The following is a 20,208-nucleotide window of genomic DNA, read 5'->3' as shown; positions in this document are numbered from 1 at the left end:
CCCCGGGGCGCGCCGCATTCATTCAACCCAAACATAAAACCCGGAAATCCGATGGAAATCCTCTGCTATTCCGCGGAAGCCGCAGGAATAACCCCGGCGAGCTTCCGGCCCCGGCGTTCGCTGAAGGAAACCGTTCCGTCAACCAGGGCAAAAAGGGTATAATCACCGCCGCAGCCCACATTGGGTCCGGGATGGATCTTTGTTCCCCGCTGCCGGACAATGATGGTTCCCGCTTTTACATTGGTTCCGCCGTATGCTTTAACGCCCAGATACTGGGGATTTGAGTCACGTCCGTTTTTTGCGCCGCTGCCGCCTTTCTTCCGTGCCATATTAGTTCCTCCGTTCGGTATGTATAGTCATAGTGCAATGGTCCGGGTATTCCCGGGAAACCGACCGGAGTCCTTCGATAAGAAAAACTCCCGCCGCGGAAAGGAAAACCTCCCCTTCCCCGGTATACTCGGTTTCAATCCAGAAAGCGCCCCGTTCCGGAGCGCCGGCCCGGACTGTTATCCCTTCCCTATTGGAAAGGATCTGCAGGGCTGTCCTGGTTAAGACTGAAACCGCGGCGCAGACAATATCCCCGCCGCGGGGCCCCGCTCCGGCGTGGCCCGAAACACGGCAGGATTTCAACAACCCCGCCTCATCCAGGACCGCGTCGACGGTAATCATATCGGGTTACGCTCCGACGATTTCCTGTATTCTGATATAGGAATACTGCTGACGGTGACCGTGTTTCCGGCGGTAGTCCTTTTTGGATTTGTATTTGAAAACAATGATCTTGGGGTCCTTTTTATGGTCCTCAACCACTGCGGAAACCTTAACACCCTTAACGTAGGGGCTTCCCACGGAAATCGAGTCCCCGGAAACGAGGAGCACCGAGTCAATATCAATGGCGGTTCCCGCCTCCGCGTCGATTCTGTCAACCTTCAGAAGGGCGCCTTTTTCAGCTTTGTACTGTTTTCCTTTAAATTCCATCAATGCGTACATGAACGATTATCCTTATGGTACGAGTAGTACTATTTTATACACCGAAAAAGTTTCCAAGGTCAATACGGGGAATCAGGGCGCCTGCATTATATTCGGCAGGCGGCACAGAAGCATGGGGGAACGAGGTCCGGGGGTCCTGTCAGAGGATTACGGGTATGGCTCCGTGTCGGCCTGCGGCCTCGAAAGTCGCTCATACCCGTAATCCTCTGACACCCCGTGGTACCTTTTTACATCATGCTTCTGTGCCGGTTCTCGGGTGTAATGCAGGCGCCCTGCTTTTTCGGGGGTGTTGGGTGGCGAAGGCTGTTTCCGGGAGGGTTTGGGGCTGTGACCGGGTGGCGCTGCCATAGCGGGGTCCGGGGGGCGGTAACCAATCCCGGCTCAGGCGCTGCGCCCAATACACATCGTCCTCCCGCACCGACCCCTCCCCAACAAGGCCGCCCGCCGCAGGGCACCCACTGCCGGGAAAAGGCATCGAAGCATGGGGCTGTGACGGCAGCGCGGGGTGCCGCTGAGCACAGGGGTTGAGCGACTTTCTAGGCCGAAGGCCGACGAGGAGCCAACCCCTGTGCTCAGCGGCAGGACCCCCTGTTCCGTTACACCACCATGCTTCGGTGCGTTCCATACCGCCGGTGCCCTGCGGCGGCGGTTGTGCTACATTGATTCCAGGAAGGGTATACAGATCAGTTCCAGGGCGTCCCGGAGGACCCGGAGCACCCCCCGGGACAGGGCAAGCCGGGTGGCCGCCAGATCCGGGGTTTCCGCGTTCAGGATGGGACAGTCATGGTAGAACCGGCTGAAACCTTTGGAAAGATCGTAGAGATATACCGCCATAAGGGATGGGTCCATCTTCGCGGCGGCTTCCGCCACCGCGGCGGGGTAATTGCCCAGGGTCTTTACAAGCTCCCATTCGGCGTCCCCGGAAAGGAGTTCGGGCTTTACAGCGCCAGCGGCGGCGGAACTGCCGGCTTCTTTTTTCAGCATTGAGGAAATCCGGGCCCCCATGTACTGGAGATACGGGCCGGTATTGCCGTTGAACGCCAGGGATTCCTGCGGGTTAAAAAGCATATCCTTAGAGGGAGAAACCTGGAGCAGGTAATAATGGAGCGCTCCCAGGGCAATTTTTTCAGCCACGTCCCCGCTGTCCCCCACGGCGGCTTCCCGGTCCTTCTGGCGGATTTCCTCAAGGGCCATGGCGCTGAGTTTATCCAGAAGGTCGTCGGCGTCCACCACGGTCCCTTCCCGGCTCTTCATCTTCCCGTCGGGCAGATTGACCATACCGTAGGACAGATGGTACAGGTCCTTTGCCCAGAGGAATCCGAGTTTTTCGAGCAGCTTGAAAAGCACCTGGAAATGGTACTGCTGTTCGGAACCAACCACATAGACGAGCCGGTCAAATTGCCAGTCCCTCTGCCGGGATATGGCGGTGCCTATATCCTGGGTAATGTAAAGAGATGTACCGTCCTTGCGGAGAAGCACTTTTTTATCGAGTTTTTCCTCGGTGAGGTCCACCCAGATCGAACCGTCCTCAGCCTTGTAGAAGAGGCCCGCTTCGAGGCCCTTGAGGACTTCATCCTTGCCAAGGAGGTACGTCTGGCTTTCAAAATAATACTGGTCAAAGGAAACACCCGTACGCCGGTAGGTTTCCTTCATACCATCCACAGCCCATGCGTTCATCTTCTTCCATAATTCAACGGTTTCCGGGTCACCGGCTTCCCACTTGCGGAGCAGTTCCTGGGCCCGTTCTTCCGCGGTGGGATCCTCTTTGCTAATCTGGTGGAATTTGACGTACCAATGGCCCACAAAATGGTCGCTCTTCATACCTTCGGACTCGGGGGTTTTGCCTTCCCCGTATTCTTTATAGGCGAGCATGGATTTGCAGATATGGACTCCCCGGTCGTTGATGATGCAGACTTTGCGCAGTTCCGCGCCGCAGGCCGAGAGGATCCGGGAAATGCTTTCCCCGAGCACATCGTTCCTGAGATGGCCCAGGTGGAGCGGCTTGTTGGTATTGGGACTGGAAAATTCGACCATGATCCTGGAACCGTCCAGGGTTCCGGGCCTGCCGAAACCGCCGCTCTCATCCAGCACCGCCGCAAGAAGGGCGGATGATTCATCCGGCCGGCTGAGCCGTATGTTCACGTAGGGTCCTTCCGCGGCGGCGGTTCCCCGCGGAGCGGGACTGCCGGACAGTTTTTCCGCCAGGATCTGCGCGATCTGGGGCGGGCCTTTCCTGAGGATTTTCGCAAAACTGAACATCGGGAACCCCAGGTCCCCAAGTTCGGGTTTCGGCGGGACTTCAGCCACTACCTGCGAGACGTCGATAACCGTGCCGGATCCGTTTTCTCCGGCCAGTTCGGTCAGGGTTTCGGCTATCCGTTTTTTCCAGAATTGTTTGGTATCTTCCATTGGTGTTCCTTGCTGTCAGAAATAACCTATTACGGCGGCCATGCGGGTATATTCGGGACCTTCCCTGCGGAAGGAACCGAGGCGCTCATCCGTGAAGGTACAGTCCTCACAGTACGCCAGATTCCGGACCCCGGCTGCCGCCAGAATCCGGGCATTCGCCGCCTGGAGGTCAAGGTACCATAAAAAACCGTTTTCGTCAGGGGCCGGCTCCTTTCTCACCACCGGCCCCAGGGGATAATCGCCCCCGTGCCCTCCGAATTCATCCTCAAAAACACGGGCCCGCTCCCCATCGACACGGTAGCAGCAGGACCGGATACAGGGCCCCAGAACCGCGGCGACCGCGGCGGGCCGGGTCTGCCAGCGTTCCGCCATAAGCGCCAGGGCGTTCCGGGCAATGCCGGTCCCCTTCCATCCCGAATGAAGAACGGCGCAGGCACCGTGTTCGCTGTCCCAGAGGAAAACCGGAAGACAGTCGGCTACGGTTACCGACAGGGCGGTTCCTCCCCGCAGGAGATCCCGGGAGGCAGCCAGCCCGTCAACCCGGGGCCGGGTATTGGGAGTTCCGGGCTCCACCGCAGCCGTATCCCGGGAATGAACCTGCGCGCAGGAGTAAACCTTTTCGGGATCAAATCCCAGGGACCGGAAAAAAACAGCGCGCTCCCGGCCGCCGTCTTCCCGGGAATACGCCATACTCCCCGCGGGGCGGGAGGAAAGAGCGCAGGAAATTCCCTCCGGCCGCTGTCCGTCAAAATAAAACGGGAACCGCGCCTGAAGCGGCGCCCCGGAAAATGAGAGTGTAAATGGGTGCAGATGCATGTTATTTCCCTACTTCGAGGATATTTACCTCATCCAAAAGATTCAGGGCTTTTTCGAGCTTGTCAAGGGTATCCTCGATGGAATCGGTAAACAGGGGCGTGTTCTTGCCGGTGAAGGATGCCAAATTGGAAAGGGTATCGAAGTGCCCCGTGGGATCCTTTTTAAGGATTCCGTTGAGCACCTGTATCAGGGTTTTCATCGCCCGCCGGGCGGTATCAATTATGCGGAGGGATTCCTCCGACGCTTCCTGCACCACATTCTGAATCTTCCGGCGTTTTATCGGCAGGGAAGCGATCTCGCCCTTGGCCGTCGCGTACCGTTTTCCATAGTCCCCCTCCGCCGAAAGTTTCGAGTCGAATTTAGAAACGGTGTCGTCCAGCTTCATCAGGTCGTTATAGGCTTCGGTGAATTCCGTCCTGTTTTCCCGTTTATAAAACTCCCCGTCCAGCAGTATGGGCCGGAGTACCTTGTTGAGATCCCTGGAGAATATTGTCGTATGAAAGGCGGCCAAAAATGAAAGTCCCAGGGCTCCGGCGACAGTGATCCGGTCGGGATCGGAATCCGAAGCGGCATTGGCCAAAGGTTTCAGGTCGGTGCCCATAAGAAACTGCTTAAACGCCTCCGCCAGGTTTTTCTGTTTCCGGGTTTTGGCAAATTCGCGGTACTGGTCGTCAATCTGTTTTTTCCAGTAATCCCGGTATACCGCGAACCAGTCCTCCCCGCCGGGAATGGCCTTCGGGGAAAGGGCCATGTTCCGGACAGCGCAGCGGATTATCAGCGTTAGCGGAACCGTTTTATTGAACCGCCGGATGCCGCCCAGGGAAACCTCTGCCCGGGACAGGAGGGTTTTTATTTCCGACTCCACATCAAAGACCACATCGCCCATGTGATCCTGGAGCATAAAAACGAAAAGGGATTCCAGGAGCGGCATGGACGGAACGTGGGACATCGAATACAGAACATTGTTGAGCGAAACCAGCTGGTCCCGGACAAGCCGGACCGCGCAGGCAGGGCCCGCTGCGGAAGGCTCAAAACTGAAGGCGTTTACGATCCGGTCAAAGAGAAACGAGGACAGTTCCTTGAGACAATAGAGGGACCGGGCATTGTAGTACATCACGCCCCGCTGATCATCGGTAATGGAATTGAGGATATTCTCCATGGTCCGGAGCGACTTCTGGTGTACTTCGGATTCGGAACTCCCGGGATTGCTCCGGGCGATAGTGAGCGGATCGGTATCTTCACTGAGCTGTTTATGGATTTCCGGCATTTCCAGGGATGCCAGGAAAACGAAAAAAGCGCCCTTATCCCTGTTTACGCTTACATCCAGGGCATTATAGAAAAAACGGGAATTTTCCTTTAATCCTACGAGTTCTTTCTGGAAGTCGGGAAGCAGCAGTTCCCGGCGGTAGTCGTATAAGCCGGGACTTTTGTCATCGATAATAGCTCCCAGTCTGGCCACAAGCCGGTCCTCAAACACACTTTCAGGGGTCTTACTTTTAAAAATACCGACGATGAGGTAAAAAAGCCGCATATACCAGGGAGTTTTTTCATACTGCTGCTTTATATCCAGGGCAGCGGTGCCTTTTTCCTCAACATACAGCGGTTCCTGGGTTAATTCCGAATGGGAATTGAGCTTCGAAAGCAGCCTGCCCCGTTCACTTAGGGATAGTTCCGATACCAACCGGTTAAAAACACCGCCGTCTTCCATACATTTACTATACGGTGCAGGCAGACTATCGGTCAACAATATATGGGGGAGCACCGGGTCTTTCAAACCGGAAAACACCCGGCGGGGACGGTGCCGCGGGGTCTGCCGGGAAAAAAACGGCGTTACCGTTACAGCCCGGGTGCTTTCCGGCTCAGCCGGCTCAATGCTGCCCGCTCAGGAGGGCTGCTCCCCCTGCGCTCCAGCCTTGCCGAATTGTTTGTGGAGTTTTGCTCGGCAAAACTCCTAAAAGACTTGCCGGCAGAGGCGGCAAGTCTTACGCTACCCCCACTCCTGGTACACGCCGGCGGAGCGGCTTCCGAGCCGGGGAAACAGAAAGGTTCCGTCCCGACCGCCATGGGATGGCAAGTCTTCATGCAGATTGATATTTGTGCCGCCGAAAATATTCCAATCCGTATGAAGGACCGTCCTGTACTGCCCGGGGCGGCCCAGGGGAATATGAGCGGTATAGCCGCTGCTGACATGAAAATTAAAGAAAAACAGAAAGGGCCCTTTCCGGAAAACCAGAATTTTGGCGGATTCGTCGTGGATAAGCAGTTCACTGGGATAATTCAGAATATCTCCATCCTGCATAAGGCGGATCATTTCCTCATCAAAACGCCGGAGGTACTGATACCGGAGCTCGGGGTTGTCAGCCAGACTCCATTTCCGGCAGGCATACCGGTAGCTCCAGCTGTTGCCTTCCCGGGGAAAATCGATCCAGTCGGGGTGACCGAATTCATTGCCCATGAAGTTTAAGTACCCTTCCCCGCCGGCGGAACAGCTGATGAGCCGGATCATTTTGTGGAGAGCCATGGCCCGGTCAATGACGGGACTGCGCGAGGCCAGATCCATATGCCAGTACATCTCCTGGCCAGCCAGACGGAACATGATGGTCTTGTCCCCTACCAGAGCCTGGTCATGGGATTCGGCGTAGGCGATAACTTTTTCGCCGGGACGGCGCTGGTTCAGCTCATGCCATAGCAGTCCCAGATTCCATTCCTCATCCCGTTTTTCCTGGATTGTTTTTATCCAGAAATCCGGGAGCCCCATGCCGAGACGGTAATCGAACCCGATTCCGCCATGTTCCCTGTCCAGGGCCATTCCGGGCATACCGCTTACTTCCTCGGCAATGAGCAGGCAGCCGGGTTTTACTTCCCGGCACAAATCCGCGGCCAGCCGGAGATACGTGAGCGCCTCTACATCGGTGTTCCGGGAAAAGTAGTCCCGGTAACCCGTGAACGTCCGGTCCAGAGCGTGGTCACGGTAAATCATGGAGCTGACACCATCAAACCTGAAACCGTCAAAATGGTATTCCTCAAGCCAGAATTTCAGGTTGGAAAGAAGGAAATGAATGACCTGGGGTTTCCCGTAGTTGAAGAGCTTCGTGCCCCACGCAGGATGGTGGCCCCGGGGCCCCGCGTGAAAGAACTGGTCTTCGGTACCGTCGAAACAGGCGGGGCCTTCCAGAACATTGCCCGAAGCGTGGGAGTGGACAATATCCATAATCACCGCTATCCCCATGGAATGGGCTGTGTTTACCAGGTTTTTGAGATCCTCCGGGGTACCGAAACGGCTCGACACGGCAAAAAAATTGGTGACCTGATATCCGAAGGACGCATAATACGGATGTTCCATAACAGCCATGATCTGGACCGTGGTATACCCCAGTTTTTTTATTTTAGGCAGCACCGATTCGGTAAACTGCGAAAACGACGATACCCCTTCATTTTCACCTGACATACCGATGTGGCATTCATAAATAAACGGAGCCCTTTGGTTATCGAAATGAAAATTACCGTCGGTCCATGGAAAAGATTCCCGGGGATTCCAGATCTGTCCGTCAAAATCATAGGTCCGGGTATTCTGAACGGCCCTTCTGCAGTAGAGCGGTATGCGGTCAAACCGGCTCCGGCCGTCACTGACCTGGATTTTAACCCGTGATCCGTGGGGGAGTCCGCCGGAGTCAGGAACAAATAACTCCCAGTTTTCACCGGATATCCTTCTGAGGACATGTTTCGTCCGGTCCCATTGATTAAAATCGCCGATCAGGGATATTTCCCGGGCATTGGGCGCCCATTCCCGGTATACCCACCCGTCCCCGGTTTCATGAAATCCGTAATACAGATGGCCGCAGGCAAAGGATGAAAGGTCCCGGTTGTTCTCTAGAATCCAGGCTTTTGTCTTACGGTAGTGATCCATATAACAGTCCAGCCAGTCTTCATAGGGAAAAAGAAATGGGTCCATGGTAATCAGGTTTTCTGTCTTTGTCATATCAATCCTTTTATACCTAACGGTAGGTATAATTAACAATCTATTTACCTACCGTTAGGTATATAAATACTATAATAAAAGCACTTCACCCATGGAACTTGCGATTATGAAAAAATACCATGCATAAACTGCTTAACAAGAGCATTCACGTTCGAGTCGTCGAGGGACCCGAACCCCCGGTTCCAGAATCCTATGTGGGCGTTTATACCGGCAAGGAACTGCCATGTACAAAGCTGTTCCCTGCCCCTGAGATTAAAATGAGATCTGGATATCTGAAGAAACATTGCTTCTACTAATTCATACTGAACGCGGTGGTAATTTTCAGCTAATTCAGCAGGCCGCGATGTGGGCGGTGCGAAGGTCAAAGACAGGGCCATAAGGTAAAACTGCGCATGCTTCTGAGCAAAATCAAAATACGTACGGACTATTCTTCTGAGAACCGGTTCAACATCCGCATGGTAATCTGACAAATGAGGTTCATAATAGCATACATTCTGCAGCAGGCCATTCAGGACATCATAATGTATAAAGAGAATTTCCTTAAAAAGGCCTTCCTTGCTTCCAAAGAAATAATACAAAGTCGGCTTGGTTATGTCGGCCATTTCCACTATATCGTTTATACTCACTCCGTCAAAACCCTTTTCGGAAAAAAGCGTGAGAGCGCACTGGAGAATAGTATTCCTGCTGTTATCATTCTTCATATTTTATATATACCGTTAGGTATATAAAAGTCAAGTAAATTTTTCGCCTTATAAAAACTATAATTGGTGTTGGTGTTGGTGTTGGTGTTGGTGTTGGTGTTGGTGTTGGTGTTGGTGTTTTCTGAAAGAGCTCAATAGCCCCTAGGGGAATTGAACCCCTCTTTTAAGATTGAGAATCTCATGTCCTAACCGATAGACGAAGGGGCCGGAAAATATTCCCCAGGGAGGATTTGAACCCCCACAAGCAGATCCAGAGTCTGCCGTGCTACCATTACACAACCGGGGAATGGACCTTACGGTACAGAAAAATTATCACCATAGAAAAAAAAAGTCAATCAGGAGTGTGATGTATTTACAGGCTTATTCCGAGTGGTACTGAATCAATGTCCGAATGGGCACCGGATCCAGAACCGCGGCATAATTGAGAAAAGGAAGCCCCACCACACCGAATATTTCGGGTACCGACGCGCCGGACTGAACGATCAGCTCCGTGGCAGCCTTTAAAGTTCCGCCGGTGGCGATGAGATCGTCCAGGAGCAGCACCCTCTTCCCTGAGGGAACATCATCGGGATGGATTTCGATTTCAGCGTCAGCGTATTCAAGCTGGTACTTCTTGGAGAGGGTTTTGCCCGGAAGCTTCCCTTTTTTCCGTATAAGAATAAGCGGAATCTGCATACGGTCCGCGAAGGGAGCGGCAAACAAAAATCCACGGGCTTCGATAGCGGCTACAGCGTCAATGGTTTTATCCGTGTAAATATCGACCATGGAGTCGATACAGTATCTGAATGCCTTCGGGGTTGCGAGGATGCTGGTTATATCGTAAAACAGCACACCTTTATTTGGAAAGTCCGGAACTTTCCTGATGTAATCATCGAGATTAAATGCGGTATTCATGGGAATGTTCAGCTCCCCTGCTGTACGCTGCGGACCCAGCTTTTAATAGCCCCGGATGCGCCGGCCACAAACGGATCGGTGTTAACATCGAGTTCCGAATCATGGACCATCTTCCTGAGATATTTCACGGCTTTTTCATCCCCGGAAGTAAACAGCCCGCAGGGCCGTCCTACCAGATTTATGTGAAGCAGCACTTCTTCCAGCCCTGAAAACAAAGCCGGTTTCGCCTTTTCACAGCCGAAAAAATAAATATCCGCCGGAAGCAGGTCCGTTGCGGCGAAATCATCCGCCGTCTTGGATATCACTTGGTGATCCTTAAGCTCGGAAGCAATCTGGCCCGCAATTTTCTGGACCGCTTCGGTACCGTCCGTTACGATAATAATATGCTTTTTAGTTTTCACGTGCTTAAGTCTAGCTTTACCGGGGAAATATGTCAATCTTAATGAAACACAATGCGGTTTTCCCCCATGGAAAATGCGGAAAAGCCGCAGTACACCGGAACTGCCCTGTCAGAGACTCCCTTCGTAAATAAGTTTTTCATCGCCGTCCAAGGTTACAATTATGTGTTCTTCGAAGAATGTCATTGCGTCGGGAACTTCCGCAACATATACGATGTGGGGATTGACGGTACGGATGAGTTTTTTCGACATTTCCGAAGCCCCCTCCAGGATTACCCCGTCAACGATACGCAGGATAGGGATGAATGTCTCATCCAGGGTATGGGTAACCAGAATTTCACCACCTTTCTTGCGGAGGACCTGGGACGCTTCATCGAGATTCTGCGCCTTGACGATACGGCCGGTACACCGCCCGCCGAATCCCCGGCTGCCCCGGCCAAGGACATTGCCGATAACATGGACCCGGATGCTGTTGGAGCTTAAGGGTGAATTAACCGGCAGTCCCGCCACAACGACGACCTTATCCAGGGGAGCGGCAAACCCTTCCTGGATGCTTGCGGCAATAGCGCCCTGGATCATGGCTTCGGAATCATCCTGCTGTACCACGGCAACCGGCGCTACGCCCCAGTACAGCAGAAGCCGCCGGCGTACCTGCTCATTAGGAGAAGCGCCGACAATGGACCGCCGGGGCCGGTGCTTGCTGACAAGCTGGGCGGTTTTCCCGCTCAGGGTGGGAACGATAAGGCAGGAAGCGCCGATCTTATCGGCGGTCCAGGACGCTGATTCCGCTATAACGTGGGTGAGGTCATCATCATCCGCCAGGGCCCTGCGCCGCTCATCCAGATGGTGGGAATACTCTTCCGAATCTTCCACGGCCCGGGCGATGCGGTCCATCACTTCCACCGCCGCTTCGGGGAACATCCCGCTGGCGGTTTCACCGGAAAGCATGACACAGTCGGTCCCGTCGAGGATGGCGTTTGCTACATCCCCCGCTTCTGCCCGGGTGGGCCGGGGATTGCGTATCATGGAATCGAGCATCTGGGTAGCGGTAATAACCGGTTTGCCTTCGAGATTGCACAGATTTATAATACGTTTCTGTTCCAGCGGAACCCGTTCCGCGGGGATCTGCACACCCAGGTCACCCCGGGCTACCATAACCCCCGCAGAAACCCGGATGATCTCTTCAATATTTTCAAGGCCCTCTTCATCCTCGATTTTGGCGATCACCGGCATATCCGATCCGATTTCCGCCAGGTATTTCTGTATCATGGTAACATCCGAGGCTTTCCGGATAAACGAAGCGGCGACATAATCCATATTGTTTTCGTGGCCGAAGAGGAGATCCTTTTTATCCTGCTCGGTCATTGCCGGAAGCCGCGTGCGGACTCCGATGATGTTAACATTTTTCCGGCTGCCGACTTCGCCGCCGTTTGCCACGGTACACCGGATCAGCCTGTCCTCGAGGCCAACCACATCGAGTTCTATCAGCCCGTCGGCGATAAGTATCCGCGCGCCGATTTTGATATCGTCGGCGAGTTCAGCGTAGCTGACGGTAATCCGTGCCGAAGTCGTATAGGCGCCGTCCTCACCGTACAGAAGCCGGGCATCGGATTCGGCAATAACATCCACAGAAGCGCCCGTCCGGAAAGTTACGGTCTTATCGTCCGCGATGGCTCCGGTACGGATCTCGGGACCTTTCGTATCGAGCATCAAAGCGACAGGTATACCCACCGCGGCGGAAGCGCTCCTGACCCGGGCCATGCCCGCAGCCATATATTCGTGGCTGCCATGAGAAAAATTAAACCGGGCGATGTTCATACCGGTACGGATGATGGAACGGAGGATTTCCGGAGATTCAACAGCGGGGCCGATGGTACAGACAATATGGGTGTTTCTGATTTTCTTCATTTTTTACTTCCTTGATATAAACTATAGAAGGATCACCATTTTTCTACCAGATATAAATACTCGGTAACGTGAATGTCCCGGCTGCTGAGGTTGCGGCTTCCGCGGAAAGCGTTGTACCGGGTTTCCAGGATCTCAACCCTGCCCAGTTTTTCCAGGATTACCGTAAGATCACGGCGGGAAATAAAACCTTCGGAATTAAACGAAATAAGAAGATATTTCGCGTTAACGGTTTCCGCCAGATTCCGCAGCGCCGCGGCGGCCTCTTTTTTCCGGTTGAAAGCGGAACGCTGCCATCCGGAGGGTATGCCCGAAACCTGGCTTACCGCATCGGGCATGGTATAGTCACAGATAAGGTTGAGCATGAAATAGTTCGAACCGTAGGGATGCTGGTTATAGGGAGGATCGAAATACGCCACATCCACTTCATCCAGAGAAGGGACCAGCGTATTGGCGTCCTCGCGGCAGACCCGGACTTCGCAGGGAAAACTGCTGAAAACCGGAAACGGCAGGCTGATATCCCCTTTGATTCTCGAAAGGGCATCTCCTCCGCTGCCGCCGAACCGGCCGATACCGGTGGCGCGGTCTTTGTAAAACCCCTTAAAAACCCCGGCGGTATTGGCGTGAATAGAGGCCTCGGAAAGCAGCGGCGCCGTAAGAAAAGGACGGAAGGGCTCTGCTATTTCTTCAATATATTGCCGGGCGCTGTCAATATAACAGGCGTTTCTGCGGGTATAAAAAACCCGCTCTCCGGGTCGGATACTGCGGTCATCTCCGGGGGCGTATAATTCGCTGATAATACCAGTCCTGAGGGGTTCGTTTTTGAGTCTGAAGGAAACAACCTCATGGTATTGGCGCAGTTTCCGGAGTTCCTCTTCCGACGGATCCGAAAGATAGCACCGGCTTATGATTTCCGCGTATTTTTCGAGATCATTGGCAATGAGCAGTTCCGCGTGCTGTTTAAAAAAACGGGAGACAATCCCGGAACCGCTGAATACATCAAACAGCCGGAGCTTCTTTTTGTTCAGCCGTTTTTTTACGATTCCGAGTCCGTTGCCGATGAACCCCAGAAGGCTTCGTTTGTTGCCGAGGTACGTTATGAGCTGCCGGGAAAGATAGGGTTCATTTTCTGCTGCGGGGGTTTCCACCAAAGAGCCTGTCCACGTTAAATTGATAATACACCATAACGGTTACCCGGTTTTCGGCGTTCATATTTATTGTAGTTTGTACGCGGATCTGCGGTCAACAGCAAGTGTCTGCGGGTGCGTTTTTTTTGAACACCCGCCGGTATGGACAGGAAATTGGATTGAAAAAATAGCGGCAATAGGACTTGAACCTATGACCGAACGGATATGAGCCGTTTGCTCTACCAACTGAGCTATGCCGCCTTGAATGTGAGCATTACCGTACCAAAAAGGGCGGAGATTGTCAATAATGCGGGGGAGCACCGGGACTGACAATCCGGAAAGCACCCGGGGAGTAGCGGTTCCGCGGGCCCTGTCATGGAAGAGGGATGATGGCGGCGCGTCGGCCTGCGGCCTCGAAAGCCGTTTTATACGACAGACCCGGCGTTGCCATTGCGGCCCGGGTGCTTTCCGGCTTAACCGGCCCGGTACTGCCCTGCCACGCGGGCTGCTCCCCCTGGCTCTAGCCTTGCCGCTCCAGTTGTGGAGTTTTGCTCCGCAAAACTCCTAAAAGACTTGACGCCAGAGGCGGCAAGTCTTACGCTGCCCCCTCTTCGGGTTCTCCGGATTGGCCGCTTTTCCGGTCATGCTCCGGAACCCGAGATGGCAGCGCCAACCGCTCCCGGCAACCACATACCCCAAAATACCCCCATACCCAGAAACCCCTCAAAGACAGGGCACCCGCAGTATACACGAAAGCGACATAGAAGCATGGCCGTACCGGATGATATAATGCAGGCGCCTGCTTAAATAAGCTTGTGCTCCTTGGCGGCGAACATGAGGGCTTCGTTCCAGTAATGTTTTGAAAGAAAGGACCGCTTTATTTCGATATTGTCGATGCGGCTGGCCCGCTTCTGGAGTTTTTTAAAGGCCATGCTCACCGCGGTATTCATGTCTACCTCATGGGATCCTGTTTCCTGAAGTATGCGGTACAGGGCAAAATAATAAAACGCATCATTCGGGTCAGTTTCCGGAAAACGTTCGTCCCGGGTAATATGTTGCATCAGATGGATCGCCTGTTCCGTATCGCCGCCGGAGGTCAGGCTGATTTTACCCAGCGAAAGCGCCCGGTAGGTATTGATCATCCGCCGCCAGAAATCCTTTTTCGGAAAAAGCAGGAGTTCGCACTGGGCGTAGCCGCTTCGCCAGTCAGGCTGTTCGATATAGGGAAAATCCTGATCCGGAAGGTCGATGAGCATACGGTCCGCCAGTTCCACCGCCGATTCATACTTTCCCGCCATATACGCCGATTCAATCGCGAAAAGGGAACCGTCCCACCCCGCCGGAGAAACCGGCGCCGTATCGCTTTTTCCAAGGTATATTTTAGTTCTGAATATCCAGGCCGCCAGCGTCCCCCGGGCTTCTTCATTCAGGAGACCCACAGGATTGCTGGTGATCGCCGAAAAAAGTTCCGCCGCATCGGAATAGCGGCCGCTTTCAAAAAGCATCCTGCCCCGGAAGAAGCGGGCTCTGTCCGCCCAGGAGCTGAGACCGCAGGAAAGCGCCGTCTTTTCCGCGTCCATGGCCAGACGTTCGGCCTTGGCTATATTGCCGAATAAATAGTGGGTGCCCGCGGCATAATATACAGAAATCGCCAGTTCCTCAAAATCCTCCGAACGTCCGGCGTTATCCATGGCAAAGTCGAGGTAATCTATGGCGTCGCTGAGCCGGCCCTGGCTCAGGTTTACCAGGGAAAAAAGCCGGTACGACCGGGCAAGGCCCCGCATCCGGCCGGATTCCTGGCTGAGAAGCATAACTTCCTTTACGGATTCCGCGGCGGTTTCGAGATCATTTATTCCTACCTGGTACGTAGCAAGATTCGAAAGCATGTAGGCCCGGTACCTCGGCGACGGCGCTTCCTCCGGCGGCGGATACAGAAAAACTTCCTTTATTTCTGCTTCCGTTCCGTGGATGAGCACCGCCAGGGTTCTCACGATATAACGCAGGGACTGGACCCGTTCATCCCCCACAACGGCCCCGAAGGTTTCATTGTCCAGATCCTCTTCGATACTGCCGTAGGTTCCGTCGATCACATCCCGGCAAACCGCGTCAAGGATCAGATCATCGCTGCCCCGGTCCCCGAGCCGTGCCAGAGCCCGGATCAGGTTGTAGCAGGGCTGAAGCCTTCCCTGGGATACCCAAACGAGCATCCGGTTCCGAACCATGGACGCGATCAGATTTTTCCGTTCGTCCGAAAGTTCCTCAGTGGCGGTATCGAAATCCCTGATCCTCGGCTGGGGATCATCAAAACAGTTGATAATCCCCAGCTGATACAGCATGGAAAACGCCTTGCCGATGGTACGGGGATTTTTCCCATCCTCTTCAAAAATCCTGACCATGTCCGCCGGAGGGAAATACGGCCGCATAAGGAAACACATATAGGCGATTTCCCTGAGATCCGACGCGCCGGACCACAGGGGGTTTCCGCTGGAACGTCCCAGTGAATCGGGGTTGAAATTCTCCGGAAAGCTGATTACCCGGATCCTGAAACCTATGTCCTTCCATAGTTCAAGACCCGCTTCCCGCCGGGAAGTACAGTAGATTGCGCCGGTATTGCTCCCGGTAATTGTCCTGCACCGGTCCAGGGCCATATCCAGGGCGCACTGGTCCGCGTTGTGGATGTTCTCCAGAATCAGGACAGGCTCAAGATTGCTGCGGGCAAGGGCAGCTGTATAGTTTTCCCAGAGAAGATCCATGAAACGCTGCCCCAGGGCGGATAAATAACCGGAAAATTCATCCCTGAGACGTTCCCGGGAAAGGATTTCCCGGATTTCATCCATCTCACGGAGGGACTCTTCCGGCGCTGATCCTGCCAGAAAGTCCCGTAATTCGCCGGTGAACGCATCGGTAAAACAGCTCAGTCCCCGGCCGCCGGCGCCGAACCGGACAGTATACGGAGGAAGGTCCCCCAGCTTTTCCCGGCAGAAATGGTAGACACCGTCCCGGATACCGGAAAACTCCGGTCCTATCAGGATCATGTACCGGTCATAGCCGCGCTGCTCCAGAGCTTCCATTATATTTTTCCGCAGGGCAATGCCGCCGCCGGTTTCCGTCACGGTCCGGAATGCCGTCACCGGAACGAAACTCCGGTTCAGCAGACTGTGCCGGCGGGGACTGCCGAATTCAGCGTAAAACTTAAGAAAAGGCAGAAGATCCTCGTCACACCAGATGCCGGTTTGCCCGTCACCCGAGGAGAGGTCCCGGAGGACCTGGTAAACACTGTCTTCCGGAATATTCCGGCCGATTATACAGCTGTGGCCGTAGAGGTTCCTGGCTGCCCCCTGGATAATACCGTGGATGTCCTCCATCACCGTCAGAAGATCGAGCCAGAACGCGACCGCCCCATTGTCAAACTGGGCGGCGATATATTTCTGTTCCCGGTCCACCGTACCCCCGGAAGCCTCGATGGTAGAAACAATTCCCGCCTCCATGGCCGCGGTGAGACGCTGCCGGGTCCTGCGGAGCTGGTGAGGATAACGGAGGCCAAAAAACAATTGAACCATGGTATATGTCCCTTTACAGTATAATTACAGTTTCGGCAGAAACCCGGGGCAACAGCAAGGAAAAGCGGCAAAGAAGCATGGCGGAAAACGGTAACGCGGGGTGCTGGGTGTGTGAGACTGCTTCTGGAAGGTGCGATGCTGGTATCTGGTAATGTCAGCTGTTATAAAGGCTTCCGCATCTGGCCATCGCAGAGCCGATTAAGTCCGGATAATATACCTAACGGTAGGTAGTATCGAATATCACACAAAACCAGAGATAAGCGAAGTCCAATGTCACAGACCAATAAACCGGCCCCAGGAACCAGAAGTGGGGGTAGCGTAAGACTTGCCGCCTCTGCCGGCAAGTCTTTTAGGAGTTTTGCCGAGCAAAACTCCACACACAATTCGGCAAGGCTGGAGCGCAGGGGGAGCAGCCCTCCTGATAGGGCAGCACAAAGCCGGTTGATCCGGAAAGCCCCCGGGCCGTACTGGTAACGCCGGGTGTCACAGAGAAATGGGTTTGAGCGACTTTCGAGGCCGAAGGCCGATGAGGAGCCAAACCCATTTCTCTGTGACAGGACCCGCAGAACCGGTCCTCCCGGGTACTTTCCGGCTTGAAAGACTTTGTGCTCCCCCACTATTGCACAATACCGCCGTAATTTAGTATTTCTATGTATACCGTTACAGGAGGTTGTATGAACGCTGAAACACTGAAGGGCAGGTCACTGCTTACATGGCTCGATTATTCTGCGGAAGAAATCCGGTATTTTCTCGATCTTTCCCACCGGGTGAAGCAGGAAAAAAAGCGCGGGGAAAACCGCCAGCGTTTCACGGGGAAAACCATCGCGCTCCTGTTTGAGAAACGTTCCACCAGAACCCGCTGCGCCTTTGAAACAGCCTTCGGTGAGGAAGGAGGCCATCCGGTCTTCCTTTCGACCCAGGATATTCAATTGGGGGCAAAGGAATCCGTGGAGGATACCGCCCGGGTACTGGGACGCATGTTCGACGCGATCCAGTTCAGGGGATTCAGCCAGAAAACCGCAGAAACCCTGGCGGAGCATGGGGGAGTTCCCGTGTACAACGGTCTCACCGACAGCTACCACCCCACCCAGGCTCTGGCGGACCTGATGACCCTGGAGGAAAATTTCGGCACCGGACCGGGAAAAAAGCTGGTCTTTGCCGGGGACGGCCGGAACAATGTCGCCCGGTCGCTCCTGGTTATTTCAGCGAAAATGGGCATCAACTGTACAATTATTACCCCGGCGGAGCTGCATCCCGACGCGGAACTGATGGCGTCCTGCCGCGAAATCGCCGCAGGGACCGGCGCGGAGCTGACCATTACCGCGGATCTCGGCGCCGCGGCAGGAGCCGACGCGGTGTATACCGATGTCTGGGTTTCCATGGGTGAGGAATCCGAACGGGAACGCAGAATTTCCCTTTTAAAACCCTACCAGGTGAACCAGGCCCTGATGGACAGGACCGGCCGGAAAGACAGCATCTTCCTGCACTGCCTCCCGGCGGTAAAAGGCGAGGAAGTTACGGCGGACGTAATCGACGGCCCCCAAAGCCGGGCCTGGGATCAGGCGGAAAACCGGAAACACACAATAAAAGCGATCATGCTCGCTACTATGGGCTTATAGGCACCCTATTCCGGGCGGGTTGTTTCCGCCCGGAAAAATAAATTCTGAAATGTCAAAAACAATCGTAAAAAAACCCCGAATTAATTACTAATGTAATGGAATTGCCCTTGCAGACCGGAGGGCAACGGTTTATACTTTGTCCTTGTCGGTGACACTATCAGATATTATATGGGGGATTGATATGAAGGCCGTCCGTATTATAATAGCAAGTCTTATACTGTTCTGTTCCATGGCTCCGCTTTTCGCGCAGACCACGGAAATTTCTCCGGAAAACGAATCGGAATATTTCTATGTCAGCGTGCCGGTGGAAAAAGTGTATCCCTACCGGAAAGGCTATATTGTGCTTTACCGGAAGGGGGTCAACGATATGGCCAGGGCGTATCTTCCTATAGAATGGTTCGAGGGAACCGCGGGAAAAGCCGATCTTATCCGGCTCGGCCCGGGAAAATCCTGGCCCTACCTCACGGTATACTACAAAGACGGTGAATTCAGCCACCTTCGGCTCTATGTCCGCCGGGAGATGAACCACGAAACCTGGGGGAATGTTCCCCTTCAGGTGAATCTCGATGACCGTTTCGAAGGTATCGATGACCTGAGGCTGGAATTCTAATATGCCCTTCCGGAAACTCAACGCTATTCAGGAAGCTATCCGCGGGGAAAACCTCGGCGGGTGGCTTTTTTGGAATTTCAGGCACCGGGACCGGCTCTCCGATGACATCCTGGAACTGTCCCCGGGGCTTACCAATTCCCGCCACTGGTTTTACGCGGTTCCCGCCGAGGGCAGTCCCGTAAAAATTGTTCACGCCATTGAGGAAACCCATCTGGATACCCTTCCCGGGGAAAAGATCTCCTACTACAGCAGGGAGGAGCTCAATTCAGCCCTGAAAACCCTGGGCGGGAAATCCTGGGGCGCCCATGTTTCGGAAACCATATCCATCCTTTCATACCTTGACGCGGGAACCGCCGCCATTCTCGAATCCGCCGGCTTGCAGCTGTGTTCCGCAGCGCCCCTGGTCCAGCGTTTTAAGGGACTCCTGGATGAGACGGGCATAGAAAGCCATGAGAAAGCCGCCCGGCACCTCTACGATATTGTGGATGAATGCTGGGCTATGGTGAGGGAAGCCTACGCCGCCGGAACCGTTCTGTATGAGGGGGATATCCGGGACGCCATGCTCAGAAAAATGGACGAACGGAACATTGCCACGGACCATCCCCCGGTGGTCGGCACGGGGATAAATTCGTCCGACTCCCATTACGATTTTTCCGGCAGGGGAGCCCCCTTTAAGGAAGGCGATGTCGTCCAGTTTGATCTCTGGGCAAAGGAAAAAACCGAAAAAGCGATTTACGCTGATATTTCATGGGTGGGTGTGTTCGCCAAAAACGCTCCGGCCCAAATTGAAGAAGCCTTCGCGAATCTTGTAAGTTCCCGGGAGGGGGCTTATACTTTTATAGAAGAAGAACTGAGCGCCGGGCGGCGTCCCACCGGCGCCATGGTGGACGCGAAAACCCGGGAGATCCTGATCGGCCACGGCTACGGATCCGCCATAAAGCACCGCACCGGCCACGGTATTGATACCGAATGCCACGGTTCGGGGGTGAATATCGATTCCGTCGAATTTACCGACCAGCGGCTGCTTTTGGACGGGGCCTGTTTTTCTCTGGAACCGGGAATTTACTTTTCCGATTTCGGGATGCGGACTGAAATAGATGTGTATATTAAAAAAGGAAAACCCATTGTTTCCGGCCGGGACCGCCAGTTCCGTCTGCTGACATGCTAAGGATGAAATGCTTCCATTACCGGTTCCGCAGGATT

Annotated in this window: 17 protein-coding genes and 3 tRNA genes; 4 read left to right on the top strand and 16 right to left on the bottom strand. The window is 54.2% G+C overall.

Annotated features, from left to right (window positions below; translation table 11 throughout):
* Positions 1-65: 65 nt before the first annotated feature.
* The 15 genes from rpmA to JFL75_RS19980 all read right to left on the bottom strand — a co-directional run bounded on the left by rpmA (position 66) and on the right by JFL75_RS19980 (position 13,477).
* Complete coding sequence (rpmA, locus tag JFL75_RS20050; protein WP_215628445.1) at positions 66-329, bottom strand: 50S ribosomal protein L27; 264 nt, start codon at positions 327-329, stop codon at positions 66-68.
* A gap of 1 nt (position 330) precedes the next feature.
* Positions 331-669, bottom strand: a complete 339-nt coding sequence (locus JFL75_RS20045) for a ribosomal-processing cysteine protease Prp (protein WP_215628444.1) — start codon at positions 667-669, stop codon at positions 331-333.
* Between the two features lie 6 nt (positions 670-675).
* Complete coding sequence (gene rplU, locus JFL75_RS20040) at positions 676-987, bottom strand: 50S ribosomal protein L21 (protein WP_215628443.1); 312 nt, start codon at positions 985-987, stop codon at positions 676-678.
* 654 nt (positions 988-1,641) lie between these two features.
* Positions 1,642-3,396 carry an arginine--tRNA ligase gene (gene argS / locus JFL75_RS20035; RefSeq protein WP_215628442.1) on the bottom strand — a complete coding sequence of 585 codons (1,755 nt, stop codon included), beginning with the start codon at positions 3,394-3,396 and terminating at the stop codon, positions 1,642-1,644.
* Between the two features lie 15 nt (positions 3,397-3,411).
* A complete protein-coding gene (locus tag JFL75_RS20030) occupies positions 3,412-4,212 on the bottom strand; it encodes a purine nucleoside phosphorylase YfiH/LACC1 family protein (protein ID WP_215628441.1) in 801 nt (266 codons plus the stop codon).
* Between the two features lies 1 nt (position 4,213).
* The gene (locus JFL75_RS20025; RefSeq protein WP_215628440.1) at positions 4,214-5,920 is read right to left on the bottom strand and encodes a DUF5312 family protein; all 1,707 of its coding nucleotides are present in this window, start codon (positions 5,918-5,920) and stop codon (positions 4,214-4,216) included.
* A gap of 279 nt (positions 5,921-6,199) precedes the next feature.
* The gene (locus JFL75_RS20020) at positions 6,200-8,191 is read right to left on the bottom strand and encodes an alpha-amylase family glycosyl hydrolase (protein ID WP_215628439.1); all 1,992 of its coding nucleotides are present in this window, start codon (positions 8,189-8,191) and stop codon (positions 6,200-6,202) included.
* Between the two features lie 104 nt (positions 8,192-8,295).
* On the bottom strand, positions 8,296-8,892 hold the full coding sequence (locus tag JFL75_RS20015) for a TetR/AcrR family transcriptional regulator (RefSeq protein ID WP_215628438.1): 597 nt from the start codon (positions 8,890-8,892) through the stop codon (positions 8,296-8,298).
* Positions 8,893-9,027: 135 nt separating this feature from the next.
* Positions 9,028-9,099, bottom strand: a tRNA-Glu gene (locus tag JFL75_RS20010).
* A gap of 8 nt (positions 9,100-9,107) precedes the next feature.
* Positions 9,108-9,178 (bottom strand) — tRNA-Gln (locus JFL75_RS20005).
* A 74-nt stretch (positions 9,179-9,252) separates the two neighbouring features.
* Positions 9,253-9,786, bottom strand: coding sequence for an adenine phosphoribosyltransferase (locus JFL75_RS20000; RefSeq protein WP_215628437.1), 534 nt, complete (start codon positions 9,784-9,786; stop codon positions 9,253-9,255).
* An 8-nt stretch (positions 9,787-9,794) separates the two neighbouring features.
* Positions 9,795-10,187 carry a hypothetical protein gene (locus tag JFL75_RS19995; protein WP_215628436.1) on the bottom strand — a complete coding sequence of 131 codons (393 nt, stop codon included), beginning with the start codon at positions 10,185-10,187 and terminating at the stop codon, positions 9,795-9,797.
* A gap of 108 nt (positions 10,188-10,295) precedes the next feature.
* Entirely contained in the window at positions 10,296-12,092 is a 1,797-nt protein-coding gene (gene pyk, locus JFL75_RS19990; protein WP_215628435.1) for a pyruvate kinase, read from the bottom strand.
* A 32-nt stretch (positions 12,093-12,124) separates the two neighbouring features.
* Positions 12,125-13,237, bottom strand: coding sequence for a DNA adenine methylase (locus JFL75_RS19985; protein ID WP_215628663.1), 1,113 nt, complete (start codon positions 13,235-13,237; stop codon positions 12,125-12,127).
* Positions 13,238-13,404: 167 nt separating this feature from the next.
* A tRNA-Met gene (locus JFL75_RS19980) sits at positions 13,405-13,477 on the bottom strand.
* 125 nt (positions 13,478-13,602) lie between these two features.
* On the opposite strand from JFL75_RS19980, the gene JFL75_RS19975 reads away from it, so the two are divergent.
* Entirely contained in the window at positions 13,603-13,740 is a 138-nt protein-coding gene (locus JFL75_RS19975) for a hypothetical protein (protein ID WP_215628434.1), read from the top strand.
* A gap of 279 nt (positions 13,741-14,019) precedes the next feature.
* Here JFL75_RS19975 and JFL75_RS19970 read toward each other — a convergent pair whose 3' ends face one another.
* Entirely contained in the window at positions 14,020-16,776 is a 2,757-nt protein-coding gene (locus tag JFL75_RS19970) for a tetratricopeptide repeat protein (RefSeq protein WP_215628433.1), read from the bottom strand.
* A gap of 674 nt (positions 16,777-17,450) precedes the next feature.
* Between JFL75_RS19970 and argF the strand changes: the two genes are divergently transcribed.
* The 3 genes from argF to JFL75_RS19955 all read left to right on the top strand — a co-directional run bounded on the left by argF (position 17,451) and on the right by JFL75_RS19955 (position 20,173).
* Complete coding sequence (argF, locus tag JFL75_RS19965; protein WP_215628432.1) at positions 17,451-18,395, top strand: ornithine carbamoyltransferase; 945 nt, start codon at positions 17,451-17,453, stop codon at positions 18,393-18,395.
* A gap of 181 nt (positions 18,396-18,576) precedes the next feature.
* On the top strand, positions 18,577-19,005 hold the full coding sequence (locus JFL75_RS19960) for a hypothetical protein (protein ID WP_215628431.1): 429 nt from the start codon (positions 18,577-18,579) through the stop codon (positions 19,003-19,005).
* 1 nt (position 19,006) lies between these two features.
* Positions 19,007-20,173, top strand: a complete 1,167-nt coding sequence (locus JFL75_RS19955) for a M24 family metallopeptidase (protein ID WP_215628430.1) — start codon at positions 19,007-19,009, stop codon at positions 20,171-20,173.
* Positions 20,174-20,208: the final 35 nt, after the last annotated feature.

The organism is Breznakiella homolactica (assembly GCF_016616095.2).
Taxonomy (GTDB): Bacteria; Spirochaetota; Spirochaetia; order Treponematales; family Breznakiellaceae; genus Breznakiella; species Breznakiella homolactica.
Note: the sequence above shows the minus strand (reverse complement) of the source record. Positions and strands in the feature narration are given on the sequence as shown.

Excerpts from the sequence above, each read along its gene's own strand:
- rpmA (WP_215628445.1), bottom strand. The coding sequence starts at position 329 with ATGGCACGGAAGAAAGGCGGCAGCGGCGCAAAAAACGGACGTGACTCA.
- JFL75_RS20045 (WP_215628444.1), bottom strand. The coding sequence starts at position 669 with ATGATTACCGTCGACGCGGTCCTGGATGAGGCGGGGTTGTTGAAATCC.
- rplU (WP_215628443.1), bottom strand. The coding sequence starts at position 987 with ATGTACGCATTGATGGAATTTAAAGGAAAACAGTACAAAGCTGAAAAA.
- argS (WP_215628442.1), bottom strand. The coding sequence starts at position 3,396 with ATGGAAGATACCAAACAATTCTGGAAAAAACGGATAGCCGAAACCCTG.
- JFL75_RS20030 (WP_215628441.1), bottom strand. The coding sequence starts at position 4,212 with ATGCATCTGCACCCATTTACACTCTCATTTTCCGGGGCGCCGCTTCAG.
- JFL75_RS20025 (WP_215628440.1), bottom strand. The coding sequence starts at position 5,920 with ATGGAAGACGGCGGTGTTTTTAACCGGTTGGTATCGGAACTATCCCTA.
- JFL75_RS20020 (WP_215628439.1), bottom strand. The coding sequence starts at position 8,191 with ATGACAAAGACAGAAAACCTGATTACCATGGACCCATTTCTTTTTCCC.
- JFL75_RS20015 (WP_215628438.1), bottom strand. The coding sequence starts at position 8,892 with ATGAAGAATGATAACAGCAGGAATACTATTCTCCAGTGCGCTCTCACG.
- JFL75_RS20000 (WP_215628437.1), bottom strand. The coding sequence starts at position 9,786 with ATGAATACCGCATTTAATCTCGATGATTACATCAGGAAAGTTCCGGAC.
- pyk (WP_215628435.1), bottom strand. The coding sequence starts at position 12,092 with ATGAAGAAAATCAGAAACACCCATATTGTCTGTACCATCGGCCCCGCT.
- JFL75_RS19975 (WP_215628434.1), top strand. The coding sequence starts at position 13,603 with ATGATGGCGGCGCGTCGGCCTGCGGCCTCGAAAGCCGTTTTATACGAC.
- JFL75_RS19970 (WP_215628433.1), bottom strand. The coding sequence starts at position 16,776 with ATGGTTCAATTGTTTTTTGGCCTCCGTTATCCTCACCAGCTCCGCAGG.
- argF (WP_215628432.1), top strand. The coding sequence starts at position 17,451 with ATGAACGCTGAAACACTGAAGGGCAGGTCACTGCTTACATGGCTCGAT.
- JFL75_RS19960 (WP_215628431.1), top strand. The coding sequence starts at position 18,577 with ATGAAGGCCGTCCGTATTATAATAGCAAGTCTTATACTGTTCTGTTCC.
- JFL75_RS19955 (WP_215628430.1), top strand. The coding sequence starts at position 19,007 with ATGCCCTTCCGGAAACTCAACGCTATTCAGGAAGCTATCCGCGGGGAA.